Annotated in this window: 19 protein-coding genes; 9 read left to right on the top strand and 10 right to left on the bottom strand. The window is 63.6% G+C overall.

All coding sequences use genetic code 11. The features are described from left to right. Positions 1–4 precede the first annotated feature (4 nt). The 10 genes from VA613_RS13310 to VA613_RS13265 all read right to left on the bottom strand — a co-directional run bounded on the left by VA613_RS13310 (position 5) and on the right by VA613_RS13265 (position 7777). Positions 5–658 carry a hypothetical protein gene (locus VA613_RS13310; RefSeq protein WP_324779502.1) on the bottom strand — a complete coding sequence of 218 codons (654 nt, stop codon included), beginning with the start codon at positions 656–658 and terminating at the stop codon, positions 5–7. A gap of 137 nt (positions 659–795) precedes the next feature. Further along, positions 796–1659 (bottom strand): peptide chain release factor N(5)-glutamine methyltransferase, encoded by an 864-nt coding sequence (prmC, locus tag VA613_RS13305; RefSeq protein ID WP_324779501.1) that lies wholly within the window; start codon positions 1657–1659, stop codon positions 796–798. Between the two features lie 3 nt (positions 1660–1662). Further along, a complete protein-coding gene (gene prfA / locus VA613_RS13300; protein ID WP_324779500.1) occupies positions 1663–2745 on the bottom strand; it encodes a peptide chain release factor 1 in 1083 nt (360 codons plus the stop codon). Next, entirely contained in the window at positions 2742–3992 is a 1251-nt protein-coding gene (hemA, locus tag VA613_RS13295; RefSeq protein WP_324779499.1) for a glutamyl-tRNA reductase, read from the bottom strand. The genes prfA and hemA overlap by 4 nt, the downstream gene beginning before the upstream one ends. Before the next feature lie 50 nt (positions 3993–4042). Next, positions 4043–4942 (bottom strand): TauD/TfdA family dioxygenase, encoded by a 900-nt coding sequence (locus VA613_RS13290; protein ID WP_324779498.1) that lies wholly within the window; start codon positions 4940–4942, stop codon positions 4043–4045. Between the two features lie 4 nt (positions 4943–4946). Next, positions 4947–5567, bottom strand: a complete 621-nt coding sequence (locus VA613_RS13285; RefSeq protein WP_324779497.1) for a hypothetical protein — start codon at positions 5565–5567, stop codon at positions 4947–4949. Positions 5568–5569: 2 nt separating this feature from the next. Beyond that, positions 5570–6418, bottom strand: coding sequence for a sulfurtransferase (locus VA613_RS13280; protein WP_324779496.1), 849 nt, complete (start codon positions 6416–6418; stop codon positions 5570–5572). 100 nt (positions 6419–6518) lie between these two features. Beyond that, on the bottom strand, positions 6519–6851 hold the full coding sequence (locus VA613_RS13275) for a TusE/DsrC/DsvC family sulfur relay protein (RefSeq protein ID WP_324779495.1): 333 nt from the start codon (positions 6849–6851) through the stop codon (positions 6519–6521). A 51-nt stretch (positions 6852–6902) separates the two neighbouring features. Further along, positions 6903–7559: a type I-MYXAN CRISPR-associated protein Cas6/Cmx6 gene (gene cas6, locus VA613_RS13270; RefSeq protein ID WP_324779494.1), complete on the bottom strand. Its 657-nt coding sequence runs from the start codon at positions 7557–7559 to the stop codon at positions 6903–6905. Then, positions 7556–7777 carry a DUF6967 family protein gene (locus VA613_RS13265; RefSeq protein ID WP_324779493.1) on the bottom strand — a complete coding sequence of 74 codons (222 nt, stop codon included), beginning with the start codon at positions 7775–7777 and terminating at the stop codon, positions 7556–7558. Before VA613_RS13265 ends, cas6 begins: the two co-directional genes overlap by 4 nt. 382 nt (positions 7778–8159) lie before the next feature. Here VA613_RS13265 and dsrA point away from each other — a divergent pair, with 382 nt between their 5' ends. The 9 genes from dsrA to VA613_RS13220 all read left to right on the top strand — a co-directional run bounded on the left by dsrA (position 8160) and on the right by VA613_RS13220 (position 16622). Next, complete coding sequence (dsrA, locus tag VA613_RS13260; protein ID WP_324779492.1) at positions 8160–9464, top strand: dissimilatory-type sulfite reductase subunit alpha; 1305 nt, start codon at positions 8160–8162, stop codon at positions 9462–9464. 65 nt (positions 9465–9529) lie between these two features. After that, positions 9530–10600 (top strand): dissimilatory-type sulfite reductase subunit beta, encoded by a 1071-nt coding sequence (dsrB, locus tag VA613_RS13255; protein WP_324779491.1) that lies wholly within the window; start codon positions 9530–9532, stop codon positions 10598–10600. Positions 10601–10692: 92 nt separating this feature from the next. Then, positions 10693–11052, top strand: coding sequence for a sulfurtransferase complex subunit TusD (gene tusD / locus VA613_RS13250; protein ID WP_324779490.1), 360 nt, complete (start codon positions 10693–10695; stop codon positions 11050–11052). 11 nt (positions 11053–11063) lie between these two features. After that, positions 11064–11459: a sulfurtransferase complex subunit TusC gene (gene tusC / locus VA613_RS13245; RefSeq protein ID WP_324779489.1), complete on the top strand. Its 396-nt coding sequence runs from the start codon at positions 11064–11066 to the stop codon at positions 11457–11459. Between the two features lie 10 nt (positions 11460–11469). Next, positions 11470–11769, top strand: coding sequence for a sulfurtransferase complex subunit TusB (tusB, locus tag VA613_RS13240; RefSeq protein WP_324779488.1), 300 nt, complete (start codon positions 11470–11472; stop codon positions 11767–11769). 22 nt (positions 11770–11791) lie between these two features. Then, positions 11792–12127, top strand: coding sequence for a TusE/DsrC/DsvC family sulfur relay protein (locus tag VA613_RS13235; RefSeq protein WP_324779487.1), 336 nt, complete (start codon positions 11792–11794; stop codon positions 12125–12127). A gap of 190 nt (positions 12128–12317) precedes the next feature. Then, positions 12318–13037, top strand: coding sequence for a respiratory nitrate reductase subunit gamma (locus VA613_RS13230; protein ID WP_324781254.1), 720 nt, complete (start codon positions 12318–12320; stop codon positions 13035–13037). A gap of 49 nt (positions 13038–13086) precedes the next feature. Further along, positions 13087–14610 (top strand): sulfate reduction electron transfer complex DsrMKJOP subunit DsrK, encoded by a 1524-nt coding sequence (gene dsrK, locus VA613_RS13225; RefSeq protein WP_324779486.1) that lies wholly within the window; start codon positions 13087–13089, stop codon positions 14608–14610. A gap of 50 nt (positions 14611–14660) precedes the next feature. Then, complete coding sequence (locus VA613_RS13220) at positions 14661–16622, top strand: NAD(P)-binding protein (protein ID WP_324779485.1); 1962 nt, start codon at positions 14661–14663, stop codon at positions 16620–16622.

Genomic DNA, 16622 nt, shown 5'->3' with positions numbered 1-16622 from the left:
CGGCTCAGTTCAGCGGGCAGTGGCGCTCGTTGAGCATCGCGAGAGAATTCTTCAGGCCCGCCGGGTCGGTCAGGTAGTGTGCCTTGAAGAACGCGATCAGTTCGCCGGACGTGTAGCCAAAATTCATGTTGGGGTAGGCCGAGTTCAGCAGCGCGGCGACCGCATGGAAGCCGAGGTTGGTCGAGATCGGGTCGCCACCGAGCTTGGGAAAGCAACTGCCGTTGGTGCAGCCGGGGGGCGGGCCGCTCGGATTGGCGTCCTTGTTGCCGTTCGGGCCGCACGAATAGGAATTGCCGTTCAGGTACAGCACGTCCAGCAGCGTGTAGGGCGTGCCCTTGCAGTCGACGTACTGGGTGACCCCGAAAACCGAATTGAAGGTGTCGGTGAGCTTGAAGCCGGTCGGGCCCCACGAATCGAAGTGGTTGCAGACCTTCCAGTAGCCGGGCGTGCAGCCTTCGCAGGTGACCTTGGGGGCGGACAGGTTGCCGGACGCCATGCCGGAAATGCTGCACTGGTTTGCCCAGACGGGGCGGCTCGCCAGGGTGAAGATGGCCGACGCACCGAGCGCGGCGCCCGTCAGCTTGCGGCGCGACTGGTCGATCGCGTCCGGTTCGGGAGCGGTCGGGGTCTCCGGAGTATCGGGGGTACGGTCAGACATGGCGTGCCTCGGTCATTATTGGGATTCGTCCGGAAAAGCAGCAAGAATCGCACCAATATACACCGTGCCCGCGCCGAACGCCCGTCTGACGCAGGATGGCGCCACCGCCGGGGGGCGAAGGGAAGAAGATGTGTAAATTATTCCGACACGCCGCCGCCGCTCACGCGCTCGATTCCGGCGAGATCCCGCCAGCTTTGCGGACGGTCGAAGCCGGCTGCACTCAATAGACGGCGGACGGCGGCAGCGTGATCGTGCCCATGTTCGAGCAGCAGGGCGCCGTGCGGACGAAGGTGCCTCCGCGCGCCGACGATCAGGCGGCGCAGGTCCGCCAGGCCCGCGTGATCGGCCGTCAGCGCGGAGCGCGGCTCGAAGCGGACGTCGCCCCGGACAAGATGGGGGTCGTTCGGGGCAATGTAGGGCGGGTTGCTGACGATCAGGTCGAAGCGCCGGTCGCCGAGCGTCTCGTACCAGTCGCTGTTGATGAATTCGACGGGGGCGTCGAGCTTCTCCGCATTTCGTCGCGCGATGGTCAGCGCGGCGGGCGAGCGATCGACCGCGGCGATCCGGGCGAGCGGGCGCTCGAGCGCGAGCGTGATCGCGATGCAGCCGCTGCCGGTGCCGAGATCGAGCACGTCGACCGGCCTTTCCGGTGGCATGCGCGCGAGCGCGAGCTCGACGATCAGCTCGGTGTCGGGGCGGGGGATCAGCACGTCCGGCGTGACCAGGAACGGTCGCCCGAAGAATTCGCGGGTGCCGGTCAGGTAGGCGACGGGTTCGCCGGCCAGCCGGCGCGCGAGCAGGCCGGCGAACTGCGCAGCCGGGCCGTCTTCGACGATGTCGGTATCGTGGGCGACGAGCCAGGCCGGCGCCACGTCCCAGGCGAACGCGGCAAGCACGCGCGCCTCGAGCCGCGCTTCGCGCCTGTCCAGTCCAAGCGTCGTGCCGATGCGGGCCGTGGCGTCTTCGAGCAGGCGGGCGACGGTGGCACTCCCGTCCCTCACGGTTCAGCTTTCTCCGGCGAGCGTTGCAAGCTGCTCGGCCTGGTGCTCGGCGGCGAGCGCGTCGAGCAGTTCGGCGAGGTCGCCGTCCATCATGGCGTCGATCTTGTACAGCGTCAGGTTGATGCGATGGTCGGTGACGCGCCCCTGGGGAAAATTGTAGGTGCGGATGCGGTCGGAGCGGTCGCCGCTGCCGATCAGGCTCTTGCGCGTGCTCGCTTCCGCTGCCTGCTGCTGCTGCAGCTGGCGGTTCTTGAGGCGCGCCGCCAGCACGCTCATCGCCTGCGCGCGGTTGCGGTGCTGCGAGCGGTCGTCCTGGCACTCGACTACGAGGCCCGTCGGCAGGTGGGTGATGCGCACCGCGGAGTCGGTCTTGTTGATGTGCTGGCCGCCGGCGCCGGAGGCACGGAAGGTGTCGATCCGGAGGTCGGCCGGGTTGATGTCGACTTCACCGACTTCGTCGGCTTCCGGCATCACCGCGACGGTGCAGGCCGAGGTATGGATGCGGCCTTGCGACTCCGTCTCCGGGACGCGCTGCACACGGTGGCCGCCGGACTCGAACTTGAGGCGCGAGTAGGCGCCGTGACCGACGATGCGGACGATGATCTCCTTGTAGCCGCCGACCTCGCCCGGGTTTTCCGAGACGATCTCGACCTTCCAGTCCTGGCGCTCGGCGTAGCGCGTGTACATCCTGAGGAGGTTGCCGGCGAACAGCGCCGACTCGTCGCCGCCCGTTCCGGCGCGGATCTCGAGAAAGATGTTGCGCTCGTCGTTGGGGTCGCGGGGCAGCAGCGCCGTTTGCAGTTCGGTTTCCAGCCGGGCGATCTTCGCCTCGCCGTCGGCGAGCTCGGCTTCGGCGAGCTCGCGCATGTCGGGGTCGGCGAGCAGGTCGCGGGCGGTCTTCTGATCGGCCTCGACCTGCTTGTACTGGCGATACAGCGTGACCACCGGATCGAGGTCGGCGCGCTCGCGCGACAGCTTGCGGTAGCTGTCCATGTCCCCGGCGATCTCGGGCTGCGCCAGGAGCGCGTCGAGTTCCTCCAGCCGCTCGTCGGCGCGAGCGAGCTTGCCGGCGAGCGACGCCTTCATTCCTGATGCAGCCCGTACAGCTGGCTGATGAGGCGGACGATCTGCTCGCGGTCCTCGCGCGTGGCGCTGTTTAGCGCGTGCGTCGGCGCGTGAAGCAGCTTGTTGGACAGCGCGTGGCTCATCGCATCGAGCACGGCGCGCGGATCGTCGCCGCGCGCGAGCGCCTTCTCGGCCTTTTCGATCTCGTGGCGGCGGTGACGCTCGGCTGCGTCGCGCAGGCCACGGATGATCGGCACCAGTTCACGGCCTTCCATCCAGTGCACGAAGGTTTCGACGCTGGTCTCGATGATCGCCTCGGCCTGCGCGACCTGGGCGACGCGGTTGTCGAGGCCTTCGCGCACGACCTGGCCGAGGTCGTCGACGCTGTAGAGGAAGATGTCGTCCATATCGGCGACCTCGGCCTCGACGTCGCGCGGAACGGCGAGGTCGACGATGAAGATCGGCCGATGGCGGCGTTGCTTGATGGCGCGTTCGAGCATGCCCTTGCCGAGGATAGGCAGCGGACTCGCGGTCGACGTGATGATGATGTCGTAGGAGGCGACCTCGTCCGGCAACGCGGTGAGGGGAATGACGCCGGCGCCGAAGCGCTCGGCCAGCGGACGGGCGCGCTCGGCCGTGCGGTTGGCGACGGTCATGCGCCGCGGGTGCTGCGCCGCGAAGTGCGTCATGCACAGCTCGATCATCTCGCCGGCGCCGATGAACAGGCAGGCCTGCTCCTTGATGCCGGGGAAGATGCGCGCGGCGAGCCGCACCGCGGCGGCGGCCATCGACACCGAGTTGGCGCCGATCTCGGTGCTGGTGCGGACTTCCTTGGCGACCGAGAAGGTGCGCTGGAACAGCTTGTGCAGCAGGAGGCCGAGCGTGCCGGCTTCCTCCGCCGCCTGCACCGCCTGCTTCATCTGGCCGAGGATCTGGGTTTCGCCGAGCACCATCGAGTCGAGGCCGGCGGCAACGCGGAAGGCGTGCTGCGCTGCCTTCTCGCGCGGCAGCGTGTAGAGGTAGGGGGCGAGGTCGCGCCGCTCGATGTGGTGGAAGTCGGCCAGCCATTGCGCGACGGCGTCGGGCGAAGGCGTGTTGACGTAGAGTTCGGTGCGGTTGCAGGTCGACAGGATCGCGACCTCGGAGGCGCGCTGGCTGCCGGTGAGGTCGTGCAGCGCCTCGACCAGTTTGTCGGGGCCGAACGCCACCCGCTCGCGGATCGCAAGCGGTGCAGTGTGATGATTGACCCCGAGGGTAAGAAGCTGCATGACGGCAGGTGGCCGAAAAACGAAGACCGCTATTTTACTTTACCCGCCGCCTAAGCTGCGCGTGCGGGAAAGCGGAGGCGGTCGTAGTAGCGCCCGCGATAGAGCAGGCGGCGGTGGCCGGGGGAATCGGTGAATCCGCTGCGGGTGTGCAGGACGTTGTTGCAGACGAGGCCCATGCCGGGCGCGAGCCGCGCGGTCAGGAGGTATTCGGAGCTCGCCAGGATGTCGGCGAGCGTCTTGACTGCCGCCTGGGTGACGGCGTCGGCTTTCCAGACGATCGAGCGCGTGCGCGCGGTGTAGCGCATGACGAGGAAGCCCTCGGCCGGGTCGACCGCGAATACCGGGCCGGACTGTTCGGGGCGCGCGACGTTGTCCTCGTCCATGCGTGCCGGAATCGTCATCGCATCAGGCTCCATCAATGCCGCGACATAGTCGGGGTTGACGTCGCGCAGCTGGATGTAGGCGATCTCGTGATCCAGCAGGTCGTTCTCGCCGCCGGATTCGGCGTCCTGCGCACAGTGCAGCGTCATGCCGAGGATGCGGCGGTCGAGCGCGTTGTAGTAGCCGTCGGTATGCCAGTTGATCGGCTTGTGGGTGTAGGGGATGAAATCGCCGCGCACGCCGCTGCCGGCATCGTCGGCCGGGGTGATCGACGACAGGCCGTCCTCGTCGGCGAGGTAATTGCCTTCGAGGCGTACGAGGCCGAGCTGGCGCCCGAGCTCCTTGGGGATCGACTTGTCCGCGGCCGGCAGGTGCGGTGCGCTGTAGATCGCCATGTTGGCGCGGGCGCAGCGGTCTTCGAGCGCGGCGAACTCGGCCGCGGTCAGCTGGCGCGGATCGGCGAGCGGCACGACGAGTTCATCGGCGCTGCGCGGATAGGCAGCTAGCCGGGCGTCGCGCCAGGCGCGGTAGCCCGATTCGTTGGCGAGATCGAAGGGGGACGCCGTCAAGGATTCATTCCGGAGGCAGCATGTCGGGGGAACCGAAGCCGCGCTGGACCGGCGCGTCGGAGAGCAGGCCCTTGAAGCTCTTCCGCACGGTGCCCATCATCTCGGGCATCTCGATCTCCATGATCTGGTCCATGATCCAGGTCTTGTCGCTGTCCCCCATCTCTTCGCGGATCTGCAGGCCGAGGAAACGCAGCGCCGGGAAGCTGGCCTTCTCGTCGTCGGGGAACTCGAACTCCGCGTAGTCGGCGAAGCGGCGGTTGAGGAAGTCGATGAACTCCGCCTTGAAGTTGCGGCTGGGGTCCGGGCCGACGACGCTGATGATGTTCTCTTCCATCACTTCGCCGAGGCGGTTCGCCATCGCCTGCAGCACCGCGCCGCGGCGCTCAGGCGTGAGCGAGGCGTAGGCCATGCGGTCGCAGTAGTGCACCAGGAACGCGACGAACTCGGCGATCAGCTTGAAGCCGCGCGCCGGCGTGATGATGTCGTAGTTCTCGCGGCCGAGGTTGTCGATCGCCTTGTCGGCGACGCGCCAGACGGTCGAAGCGACCGCGGTGGCGATCTCCTCGGCGCTGCGCTCGCCGTCCTTCTTGAACCAGACGGTGCGGACACGTACGGGTTTGACCATGCTTATTCTCCTGTAGCGACGGGGTGCGACGGATCGGTGATCCACTCGCTCCACGAACCGGGATAGAGGCGGGAACCGGGAAGACCGGCGATTTCCATCGCCAGCACGTTGTGGCAGGCGGTGACGCCCGAGCCGCACATGTGCAGGACCTGCCAGGGCGCGCGGCCCTGCAGCAGGGCCTGGTACTCCTCGCGCAGCGCCTCGGGCGGCTGGAAGGTGCCGTCGAGGTCGAGGTTGTCCTCGAACGGGCGGTTGATCGCGCCGGGCACGTGGCCCGCGACCGGGTCGAGCGGCTCGAATTCGCCGCTGAAACGGCGGTCGGGGCGGGCGTCGAGAATCAACTGCTCGCCGGTCTGCGAGGCGCGCAGGATTTCTTCCGCGGTGACGACCTGGCTGGGTTCCGGCAGGCAGGCGCAGGCGGCCTTGTGGACGGTCGGGGTTTCGGCCGTCACCGGACGCTTCTCGCGCGTCCACTTGGGATAGCCACCGTCGAGCAGCGCCACGCCGGGATGGCCGAGCCAGCGCATCAGCCACCAGAGGCGTACGGCCATCGAGCCGAAGCTGTCGTCGTAGACGACGACCTGCTTGTTGACGCCGACGCCCCACTGGCAGAGCTTCTCGTTCAGCACCTGCGGGTCGGGCAGCGGATGGCGACCGGTCTTGTCTCCGACCGGCGCCGACAGGTCGTTGTCCAGATGCACGTAGCGTGCACCCGGGACGTGAGCCTTCTCGTAGGCCTGACGACCCGCCCCGGTGTCGGTGAGGGTGAAGCGGCAATCGAGGACCACCCAGTTGGGGTCGTCGAGGTGCGCGGCCAGGTCTTCAGTGGTTACGAGGGTATTGGAGAACATAGGCTCGAAATTGCAGGGCAGGAATCACGAATCAGGGGGTCCGGAGACGGGCGGCACGGGGCCGCGCTTGAATCCCGGCCCCTGAATCCTGATCCCTGGATCAGTAACCGCCCTTGCCGTAGGGCTTGGTCAGGCCGGCGATGCGCGGGCCTTGGCGGGCCGGCTGGTTGGGGAAGAGGTCGTACAGCTTCTTCTTCCAGTCGGTGCCGGGATGGTCGTCCTCGAGCATCGACACCATGTTGCGGAAGTTCGGGGTCTGACCGTCTTCCTTGTACTTCTCGCGCAGCCAGTGGATGACCAGCCAGTGCTCGTCGGTCAGCGTGATCTTCTCGTTGGCGGCGATGACGGGCGGAACCTCGTCGCTGAAGTTGGCTTCCAGCAGGAAGTCCTCTTCACCGCTTTCCAGTTCTTGGCCGTTCACAACATAGGACATGACATACTCCTTTCGGGGTTGATTAAATGCGCCGGCATGCCGGCGGCAGGTTTAAAAAATGTCCGGTACGACCGGCGCGATGGATTTGTGCGGAATGAATATCCCGCAACCGAGCATACGGTTTCGCCCGATGCCTTCGTCCTGCAATTGCAGCGACTTGTGCCGAGGCACGTCGTGCAGCATCAGGCTATAGCCGTAAAGGGGGCCGGATGCGCTTTGCAGGCTTTGCCGCTTGCCGCAGATGAAGCCGCAGCGCAACTGGAAGCGTCCATCCAGTTCGCGCATCACATCCTGTACGAATTGTTCTTCAGTGGCGCTGCCAGTGTCAACGAAGTGGGCGTAGATATTGGCGAACGGACTGAATTCCCGGGTCTTGAAGCCGCCGAGCGTCAGCGTGTGCCCGCCGAGCTGGAGCGTCTTGCCGACGACCTGCTGCATGTCCGCGACGCGAGTCTTCGGCGTCCGGATGAAAAGCTTGGTCCGCCGGTTGATGTTGAGCGCGGCGTCGCCCTGGTTCGTCTCGGCACCCTTGAGATGCTGAATGCCCGTGCCGGGATCCTCGCCCAGCCAGGGGAGCAGACCGAGCAGGGCGTCGGCCAGCAGCTGGGCGTTTTCCGCGGGGATCGTGGTGCCCACCAGATCGAACTGCAGGTCCACCATGCGCGGCGTGTATTCCTCGGGCTTGTGCTCGGGGAAGCTCCAGGTCATGGCTTGTCTCCGGCGTGCTCGCGGGCCCACGCCGCCATCAGCTCGGCCCATTGCTGCGCGCTGGCCGGGTCGACGTCGAAGATCGTGAAGCGCTTGTTCTCGCGGATGCGGATGCGCAGGAACGGAACGCCGCCTGCTTCGTGGGTCAGGTGCTGGAATTCGACTTCCTGACCGCCGAAGGGCAGGCGCATCTTGTCTAGGAGGGTAATCTCGGGCATGGAGTCTTGAACCTGATCGAAGCGGCGTCTTAAAGGTATATAAACATTCCCGGCCCGTGCGTGAGCCAGGTGGTGATCGAATTGGGGCGTCGCGCCGCATTTCAACCATGCTAAAAACATGGGCTTGCGTTCGCAACAATATTTTAATACGCTTATCTATTCCTGTCGCGGGCCCGTAATTTCTCACCCTTTGCCTGGTTGAGGCATTACCGCGTTGGGGAAAACGACCTACTCCATATGGGTAGGTTGGAACCTACCGGGATGGGCTAGCCGTTTTACCCATGAGAATGATGGCCCGGCCGTCATCAACCGAATACGATGGTCGAATACCGTTGAGCTATCGGCTGAGCGGGCATTTCGAAATGTTCTAGGAGAGAAAACTATGGCAAAGAAGATGATTGATACGCCCAATCTGGACGAGCTCGAGAGCGGTCCGTGGCCTAGCTTCGTGACGGGTCTGAAGCGCCTGGCCAAGGAGAACGACATGATGGTTGACCTGATGGGTCAGCTGGAAACGTCCTACAAGGACATGAAGGGTTACTGGAAGGGCGGTACGGTCGGCGTGTTCGGTTACGGTGGTGGCGTGATTCCCCGTTTCACCGAACTGAAGGACGAAAATCATCAGCCGCTGTTCCCCGAGGCTGCCGAATTCCACACCCTCCGCATCCAGCCGCCCGCCGGCATGCACTACACGTCCGACCTGCTGCGCAAGATGTGCGACGTCTGGACTGCCACCGGCGGTTCGGGCCTGATTGCGTTCCATGGCCAGTCCGGCGACATCATGTTCCAGGGCGTCAAGACCGAAAACGTCCAGAAGGCGTTCGACGAGCTGAACGAAATGGGCTTTGACCTGGGTGGTGCAGGCCCCGCGCTGCGTACGTCGATGTCCTGCGTCGGCGCTGCGCGCTGCGAGCATTCCTGCTTCGACGAAGCCAAGGCGCTGCGCACCGTCATCAACAACAACATCGACGACATGCACCGTCCGTCGCTGCCCTACAAGTTCAAGTTCAAGTTCTCCGGCTGCCCGAACGACTGCGTCAACGCCATCCAGCGCTCCGACATGGCTACCATCGGCACCTGGCGCGACAACATCCGTGTCGATGAGGCGCAGGTCCAGGCCTACTACAAGGACCACGGCATGAAGGGTCTGGTCAACGACGTGATCAGCAAGTGCCCGACCAAGGCGATCACCCTGGTTGCCAGCGCCGAATTCAAGGGTGGTGATAAGATTTCTGCCGCCAACCTGGGCGACGGCAACACGATGTGCATCGACAACAAGAACTGCGTCCGTTGCATGCATTGCCTGAACGTCATCCCCGGCGGCCTGCGTGTTGGCCTCGACAAGGGTGTGACCATCCTGGTCGGCGGCAAGGGCGTGCTGAAGATCGGCGCCACCATGGGTACGGTCGTGATCCCGTTCATGAAGCTCGAGTCGGACGAGGATTTCGAACGGCTGAACGAGCTGTCGCGCAACATCATCGACTTCTTCGCCGAGAACGCGCTGGAGCACGAGCGCACCGGCGAGATGATCGACCGCATCGGTCTGGCCAACTTCCTCGAAGGCATGGATCTCCCGGTCGATCCCAACATGATCAATGCGCCGCGTTCCAACCCCTACTTCCGTTCCGACGACTGGGACGAGCAGGTCGAGAAGTGGAACGAGTACAAGCAGTCGTCCGCCGCTTAAGTTTCGTTTACCGCGGGCCTCGGCGAGAGCTGGGGTCCGTGCATTAAATCCGTTGGAGATAAAACATGGCAGAACTACGTCCGCCTATCGAGTCCGGCGCACCGGATCCGATGCCCTACATGCACCCCGTGATGGTGAAGAACTACGGCAAGTGGGCTTTCCACAGCCACCCGAAGCCGGGTGTCCTGTACCACCGCGCCGAGTCCGGCGACGAAATCTGGACCGTCAAGGCCGGCACGGCACGCCAGATGGACCATTACACCATCCGCGAGCTGGCTGACATCGCCGACCAATACGCTGACGGTTACGTGCGTTTCACTGCGCGTTCCAACATCGAATACATGGTGGCCGACGGTTCCAAGGTCGAGCCGCTGATCAAGGCGCTGAGCGAGAAGGGCTACCCCATCGGTGGCACCGCGAACTCGGTGTCCATGATTGCGCACACCCAGGGCTTCCTGCATTGCGACATCCCTGGTACCGATGCCTCCGGCGTGGTGAAGGCGCTGATGGACGAGCTGTACGACGACTTTGTCAAGTGCGAGATGCCTAACCGCGTCAAGCTGTCGACCTCGTGCTGCGAGATCAACTGCGGCGGCCAGGCGGACATCGCCATCATCGTCCAGCACACCAAGCCGCCCAAGATCAACCACGATCTGGTGGCCAACGTGTGTGAGCGTCCTTCCGTCGTGGCGCGCTGCCCGGTGGCTGCGATCCGTCCCGCCCTGGTGAACGGCAAGCCCTCGCTGGAAGTGGACGAGAAGAAATGTATCTGCTGCGGCGCCTGCTATCCTCCCTGCCCGCCGATGCAGATCAACGATCCCGAGCACTCCAAGATCGCGATCTGGGTGGGCGGCAAGAACTCGAACGCCCGTTCCAAGCCGACCTTCCACAAGCTGGTTGCGAACGGACTGCCGAACAGGGCGCCGCGCTGGCCGGAAGTTGCCGAAGTGGTCAAGAAGATCCTCGCGACCTACAAGGAAGACGGCAAGCCTTGGGAGCGCATGATCGACTGGATCGACCGTATCGGTTGGCCCGCGTTCTTCGAGAAGACCGGTCTGCCCTTCACCAAGTATCACATCGATAACTGGCGTGGTGGCCGTTACAACCTGAACGCCTCCGCGCACATCCGCTTCTGAGCGGTTCGGGGAGTAGTCAGCGCCGCCGCGGCCGACCAGGCTGCGGCGGTCGCTTGATAACAATGACTGGATTTTTCGGAGTTTGAGTAGCCATGCAATTCGGCATTCTGATTAACGAGGGGCCTTACAACCATCAGGCCAGTGACTCCGCTTATCTCTTCGCCCGCACGGCGATCGAGAAGGGTCACAAGATTCCCCGTGTCTTTTTCTACCATGACGGCGTGAACAACTCGACGCGCATGGCCGAGCCGCCGCAGGATGACCGCAACGTCACCGCGCGCTGGTCCAAGCTGGCCGAAGATCACGGCATCGATCTCGTCGTGTGCGTGGCCGCCGCGCTCCGTCGCGGCATCAAGGACGAACTGCTGGCCCCGGGATTCCGCATTTCCGGTCTGGGTCAGTTGGTGGAAATGGGTATTCAGTACGATCGTCTCGTGACGTTCGGTGATTGAGGAATAACGAGATGAGCGATATGGATATGGAAGACGACGGCTCCGGCATCGTCAAGAAATTCATGTTCCTGAACCGCAAGGCGCCGCACGGTACCGTGTACGCGCTGGAAGGCCTGGAGGTGGTGTTGATTACCGCTGCTTTCGATCAGGACGTGAGCCTGGTGTTCACCGACGACGGCGTGTACCAGCTGATGAAGGGCATCGACACCAAGGGTGTCGAGGTCAAGGACTTTTCCAAGACCTACCGTGCGCTGGAAGGCTACGACATCGAGAAACTCTATGTCGACCGTTCCTCGATGGACGCGCGCGGCCTGACCGAGGATGACCTGATTGTCGACGTGACCGTTCTATCGGACGACGAGATGAAGAATCTCATGGCCGAGCAAGACGTCGTGATCAGCTTCTAAGGGGATACACATGCTGCATATCGTGAACAAATCGGCCTCTGAGCGCAGCTCGCTGGACAGCTGCCTGAAGTTGGCCACCAAAGGTTCCGCCGTTTTGCTGATCGAGGACGCGGTCTACGCTGCGACCAAGGGCAATCCGGTGGCGGCGAAAATCCAGGCAGCACAAGCTGACCTCAAGATTTACGCACTCGGTCCCGATCTGGCGGCGCGTGGCATGGCCGGGCGCGTGCTGGACGGTGTCAATGTCGTGGATTACGGCGGTTTTGTGGATCTGGTCGCAGAACACAGCAACTGTCAGTCTTGGCTGTAACTTTTAACAAAGGAGTATTGCTATGCCTATGGTGAACATCGCCGGTAAGGAAGTCGAAGTCGACGAGGAAGGCTATCTGGTCGATCTGTCGCAGTGGAACGAAGACATTGCCAAGTACATGGCCGTCGAAGAAAAGGTTGACCTGACCGAAGCGCACTGGGAAGTCGTCAACTTCCTGCGCGAGTACTACGCCGAATACCAGATCGCCCCCGCTGTCCGCGTTCTGACCAAGGCGATCGGCAAGAAGCTCGGCCCCGAGAAGGGCAACAACAAGTACCTGTACGAGTTGTTCCCCTACGGCCCCGCCAAGCAGGCCTGTAAGATCGCCGGCCTGCCCAAGCCGACTGGCTGTATCTAAGCTGCAAGACCGGCGGCTCGCCCCGCATCGCGGCGCGAGTCCGTCCCGGTCGTGTTTCCCGATCGAATGCGTCCAGATTTCGGACCGCGTTCGATTCGTAAACACAACGTGCTGCGGAAAACGATTCGTCCACGCGCTCGCGTGAAACGGGTCCGGACCCAATGGGAGATGGAATTTGTCTACTGTGACGATGATTTACGCCGGGCTGTTCTACATCGCCACCGTGCTGCTGGTGGTGGGCTTGATCTACAAGATTTTTGATTACAGCCGGACGCCCGCTCCGCTGCTCATCCCGACGACTCCCGCCCCGACCACGAAGCCGGGCGTCGTCTACCGCATGGCCAAGGAGGTCGTGGTCTTCGAGTCGCTCTTCAAGTCGAACAAGTGGATCTGGGTCTTCGGCTGGCTGTTCCACTTCGGCCTGTTCCTAGTCCTCGCACGTCATCTCCGCTATTTCACCCAACCCGTCTGGTTCTGGGTCGATATCGTCCAGCCGTTCGGCAAGTACGCGAGCATCATGATGGTGATCGGCCTCGCGGGCCTTCTGGCGCGGCGCTTCCTTGTCGACCGCGTGCGCTACATCTCGACGCCCTCCGACTACCTCATCCTGGTCCTGCTTCTCGCCATCGGCGCGTCGGGCATGGTGATGACCTTCGTCGCCCATACCGACATCATCTCGCTGAAAGAATTTTTCATGGGCCTGATGTATTTCGACATCCAGCCGCTCCCCCAGGATCCTCCCCTGCTGGTGCACCTGGCGCTGGTCGCGACGCTGATGGTCATTTTCCCGATCAGCAAGCTGTTGCATGCTCCGGGCGTGTTCTTCAGCCCGACCCGCAACCAGGTCGACAACCCGCGTGAGCATCGCCACGTCGCGGCCTGGGCGGCGCGCCTGGAACGGAACAACTGATCCGTCGGTAGCGACGACGGACACATACGTACGGACAGAGGACTTTCAAGTGGCTGCTGCAGATTTTGATATTCCAGAACTGAAGGACGACATCGAGGTTCCCAAGCTGCGGGAAGGCGTGATGGCGCACGTCAAGACGTTCCCCGCGCCGAAGGCGGTGCAGGACTTCATGGGTTATCCGCACGAGCTCGTCGAAGACTGGAAGGAGCGTGCCATCGAGAAGATGGGCGACCTGCTGGGCAAGTACCGCTCGCTCAAGGTCTTTCTCGACGCCTGCGTGCATTGCGGCGCCTGTACCGACAAGTGCCACTACTACCTCGGCACGTCCGACCCCAAGAACATGCCGGTCGCGCGGCAGGACCTGATGCGCCAGGTTTACCGTCGCTACTTCACCCCCGCCGGCAAGCTGTTCCCCAAACTCGTCGGCGCAAAGGACCTGACCAAGGACATCCTCGACGAGTGGTACAGCTATTACCACCAGTGTTCCGAATGCCGTCGCTGCTCGGTCTTCTGCCCATACGGCATCGACACCGCCGAGATCACGATGGCCGGTCGCGAGATCCTCAACCACGTCGGCATCGGGCAGAAGTACTCCAACGAGATTCTCGGCAAGGTGCAAAAGATCGGCAACAACCTCGGCCTGCCGGGACCGGCGCTGGAAGACACGCTCGCCGGCCTCGAGGAGGACATCGAAGCCGACACCGGCGTGCCGGTCAAGCTGCCGATGGACGTGAAAGGTGCCGAAGTGCTGCTGATCACGCCCTCCGCCGACTTCTTCTCGGAGCCGCACGTCGAGTCGCTGATCGGCTATGCCAAGGTCTTCCATGCCGCGGGCATCAGCTGGACGCTGTCGTCCTACGCGTCGGAAGCCGGCAACTTTGGCCTCTTCAACGGCAATTACGAGACGATGCGCAATGTCGCCATGCGCATCCGCGACGCGGCTCTGGAACTGGGCGCCAAGCGCATCGTGGTGGGCGAGTGCGGCCATGCCTGGCGCGTCGCCTACAGCTTCTGGAACACGCTGACCGGTATCGGCTACGGCGGCGATGACCCGTTCTCGATCGAACTGCAGAAACAGCTCGACCCGAGCTACCCGCAGCCCCAGCACATTTGCGAACTGACCAACGACCTGATCAAGCAGGGCAAGATCCAGGTCGACCCGTCGGTCAACGACGAGTTCGTCGTGACCTACCACGACTCGTGCAACGTCGCCCGCGCTTCGCGCATGGGCACGGAGCCGGGCGGCCAGTTCGAAATTCCGCGCGAGTTGATCAAGGCGGTCGTGAACAACTACCACGACATGGCGGACGGCACGATCCGTGAGGCCACGTTCTGCTGCGGCGGTGGCGGCGGCCTGCTGACGGACGATCTCATGGAGGTGCGGGTCAAGGGTGCGCTGCCCCGCGCGACCGCACTCAACAACGTGGTCAAGGAACACCAGGTCAACTTCCTGGCCCTGATCTGCGCCATCTGCAAGGCGCAATTCACCAAGGTCTTGCCCAAGTACGGCTTCGACATGAGCATGGTGGGCGGTGTGCATCAGCTGGTCGGCCGGGCGGTCAAGCTCGACTGATCCAAATATTCAACAAACATTCATTTTGTGTAGGCGTTAGGAGAACCAACATGGCTGTCACGACGAACAAAGCAGCAAAGACCGAAGGCATGACATGGCGTCGCTTCAAGGATGGCGAGTCCGACAAGAACTATCGTTCTTCGCAGGATCGCATCTTCCAGTCGAGCTGGACCCACAAGTGTCCCGAGTACATGCTCTCCACGCCTCCCTGCCAGGGCTCGTGCCCGGCGGGTGAAGACATTCGCGGCTATCTGAACATCGCGCGCGGCATCGAGAAGCCGCCTGCAGGCGTGACCTGGCAGGAGTACGCCTTCCGCCGCCTCACCGAAGCCAACCCCTTCCCGGGCGTGATGGGCCGTGTCTGCCCGGCGCCGTGCGAATCCGGCTGTAACCGCAACATGGTCGAAGACCACGTCGGCATCAACTCCGTCGAGCACTTCATCGGCGACTGGGGCATTGCCAACAACATGGCGTTCACCTCCGCCGCGACCGAAACCGGCAAGAAGGTCGCCGTCATCGGCGCCGGCCCGGCGGGCCTGGCCGCCGCCTACCAGCTGCGCCTGCGCGGCCACGCCGTCACCATCTTCGACGAGCACGAGGAGCTTGGCGGCATGATGCGCTACGGCATCCCGGGTTTCCGCACCCCGCGCGAAATGCTCGACGCCGAAATCAACCGCATCATCGCCATGGGCGTCGAGACCCGTCTCAAGACCCGCGTCGGCAGCGACATCAGCTTCGACGAACTGGACAAGAACTACGATGCCATCTTCATGGCCATGGGTGCCCAGGCTGGCCGTCCGCTCCCGGTTCCCGGCGCCGAGGCGCCCAACTGCGTGACCGCCGTCGCCTTCCTGCGTGCCTTCAACGAGGGCCGCCTGCAGCACGTCGGCAACCGCGTCGTCGTCATCGGCGGCGGCGATACCTCGATCGACGTCGCGACCGTTGCTCGCCGTCTCGGCAATGTGACCAAGTCCGGCAGCCATGACGATCGTCCGGAAGCCGTGATCTCCGGGCACATGGCGTCCGACGTTGCCGCCATTTCCGCCCGCGAAGGCGCCGACGTGGTGCTGGTTTCCCGCGCCACCGTCGACAAGATGGCCGCCAACAAGCATGAAGTCGAGCATGCGCAGCAGGAAGGCATCGAGATCATCGGCGGCGTGACCCCGGTGGCGGTGGTCGTTGACGCCAACGGCCGTGCCACCGCCCTGCGCGTGGCGGACTTCGTGATGGAAGGCAAGGAAACCAAGATTGTCGAAGGCACCGAGCGTGACCTGCCGGCCGACCTGATCGTTTCCGCGATCGGCCAGGGCGTCGATTTCACGGGCCTCGAACAGTTCAACAACAACAACGGCCTGATCAAGGCCGACAAGAACTACCGTTTCCCCGGCAACGACAAGGTCTTCGTCGGCGGCGACGTGATCCGTCCGCACCTGCTGACTACCGCGATCGGCCACGCCTCGATCGCCGTCGACGGCATCGACGCCTTCCTCGCCGGCAAGGAGCTCGACAAGCGTCCGAAGGTCGACGTGCACCACTTCGACGAGATCCGCAAGTGGCTCGAATCCGGCCACGAGTACAACGAAGTGCATGGCCAGGACTGGGGTACTTCTGCGCGCAAGGACATCCTGCACAACTTCGAAGATCGGTCGCAGCGTCACATCATCCCGCACAACGAGCTGTTCCTCGGCCATTTCCCCAACGTTGCGCGCCACATCCGTGACGTGACCGTGCTCGACAAGGAACAGGCCCTGGGCAACTTCGAAGAACGCCTGCACGCGCTGTCCGAGAAGCAGGTCGTGGAAGAGGCCAAGCGCTGCATGTCCTGCGGCCAGTGCTTCGAGTGCGACAACTGCGTCGTCTACTGCCCGCAGACCGCGGTGTTCAAGGTGAAGAAGAAGGACAACCCGACCGTGGGTCGTTACGTCGACACCGACTACGGCAAGTGCATCGGCTGCCACATCTGTGCGGACGTCTGCCCGACCGGCTACATCGTCATGGGCATGGGTGACTAA

This window comes from Thiobacillus sp. SCUT-2 (assembly GCF_035621355.1).
Classification (GTDB): domain Bacteria; phylum Pseudomonadota; class Gammaproteobacteria; order Burkholderiales; family Thiobacillaceae; genus Thiobacillus; species Thiobacillus sedimenti.
This window is presented reverse-complemented; position numbering and strand designations above follow the sequence as displayed.

Excerpts from the sequence above, each read along its gene's own strand:
- VA613_RS13310 (WP_324779502.1), bottom strand. The coding sequence starts at position 658 with ATGTCTGACCGTACCCCCGATACTCCGGAGACCCCGACCGCTCCCGAA.
- prfA (WP_324779500.1), bottom strand. The coding sequence starts at position 2,745 with ATGAAGGCGTCGCTCGCCGGCAAGCTCGCTCGCGCCGACGAGCGGCTG.
- hemA (WP_324779499.1), bottom strand. The coding sequence starts at position 3,992 with ATGCAGCTTCTTACCCTCGGGGTCAATCATCACACTGCACCGCTTGCG.
- VA613_RS13285 (WP_324779497.1), bottom strand. The coding sequence starts at position 5,567 with ATGGTCAAACCCGTACGTGTCCGCACCGTCTGGTTCAAGAAGGACGGC.
- VA613_RS13280 (WP_324779496.1), bottom strand. The coding sequence starts at position 6,418 with ATGTTCTCCAATACCCTCGTAACCACTGAAGACCTGGCCGCGCACCTC.
- VA613_RS13275 (WP_324779495.1), bottom strand. The coding sequence starts at position 6,851 with ATGTCCTATGTTGTGAACGGCCAAGAACTGGAAAGCGGTGAAGAGGAC.
- cas6 (WP_324779494.1), bottom strand. The coding sequence starts at position 7,559 with ATGACCTGGAGCTTCCCCGAGCACAAGCCCGAGGAATACACGCCGCGC.
- VA613_RS13265 (WP_324779493.1), bottom strand. The coding sequence starts at position 7,777 with ATGCCCGAGATTACCCTCCTAGACAAGATGCGCCTGCCCTTCGGCGGT.
- dsrA (WP_324779492.1), top strand. The coding sequence starts at position 8,160 with ATGGCAAAGAAGATGATTGATACGCCCAATCTGGACGAGCTCGAGAGC.
- dsrB (WP_324779491.1), top strand. The coding sequence starts at position 9,530 with ATGGCAGAACTACGTCCGCCTATCGAGTCCGGCGCACCGGATCCGATG.
- tusD (WP_324779490.1), top strand. The coding sequence starts at position 10,693 with ATGCAATTCGGCATTCTGATTAACGAGGGGCCTTACAACCATCAGGCC.
- tusC (WP_324779489.1), top strand. The coding sequence starts at position 11,064 with ATGAGCGATATGGATATGGAAGACGACGGCTCCGGCATCGTCAAGAAA.
- tusB (WP_324779488.1), top strand. The coding sequence starts at position 11,470 with ATGCTGCATATCGTGAACAAATCGGCCTCTGAGCGCAGCTCGCTGGAC.
- VA613_RS13235 (WP_324779487.1), top strand. The coding sequence starts at position 11,792 with ATGCCTATGGTGAACATCGCCGGTAAGGAAGTCGAAGTCGACGAGGAA.
- VA613_RS13230 (WP_324781254.1), top strand. The coding sequence starts at position 12,318 with ATGATTTACGCCGGGCTGTTCTACATCGCCACCGTGCTGCTGGTGGTG.
- VA613_RS13220 (WP_324779485.1), top strand. The coding sequence starts at position 14,661 with ATGGCTGTCACGACGAACAAAGCAGCAAAGACCGAAGGCATGACATGG.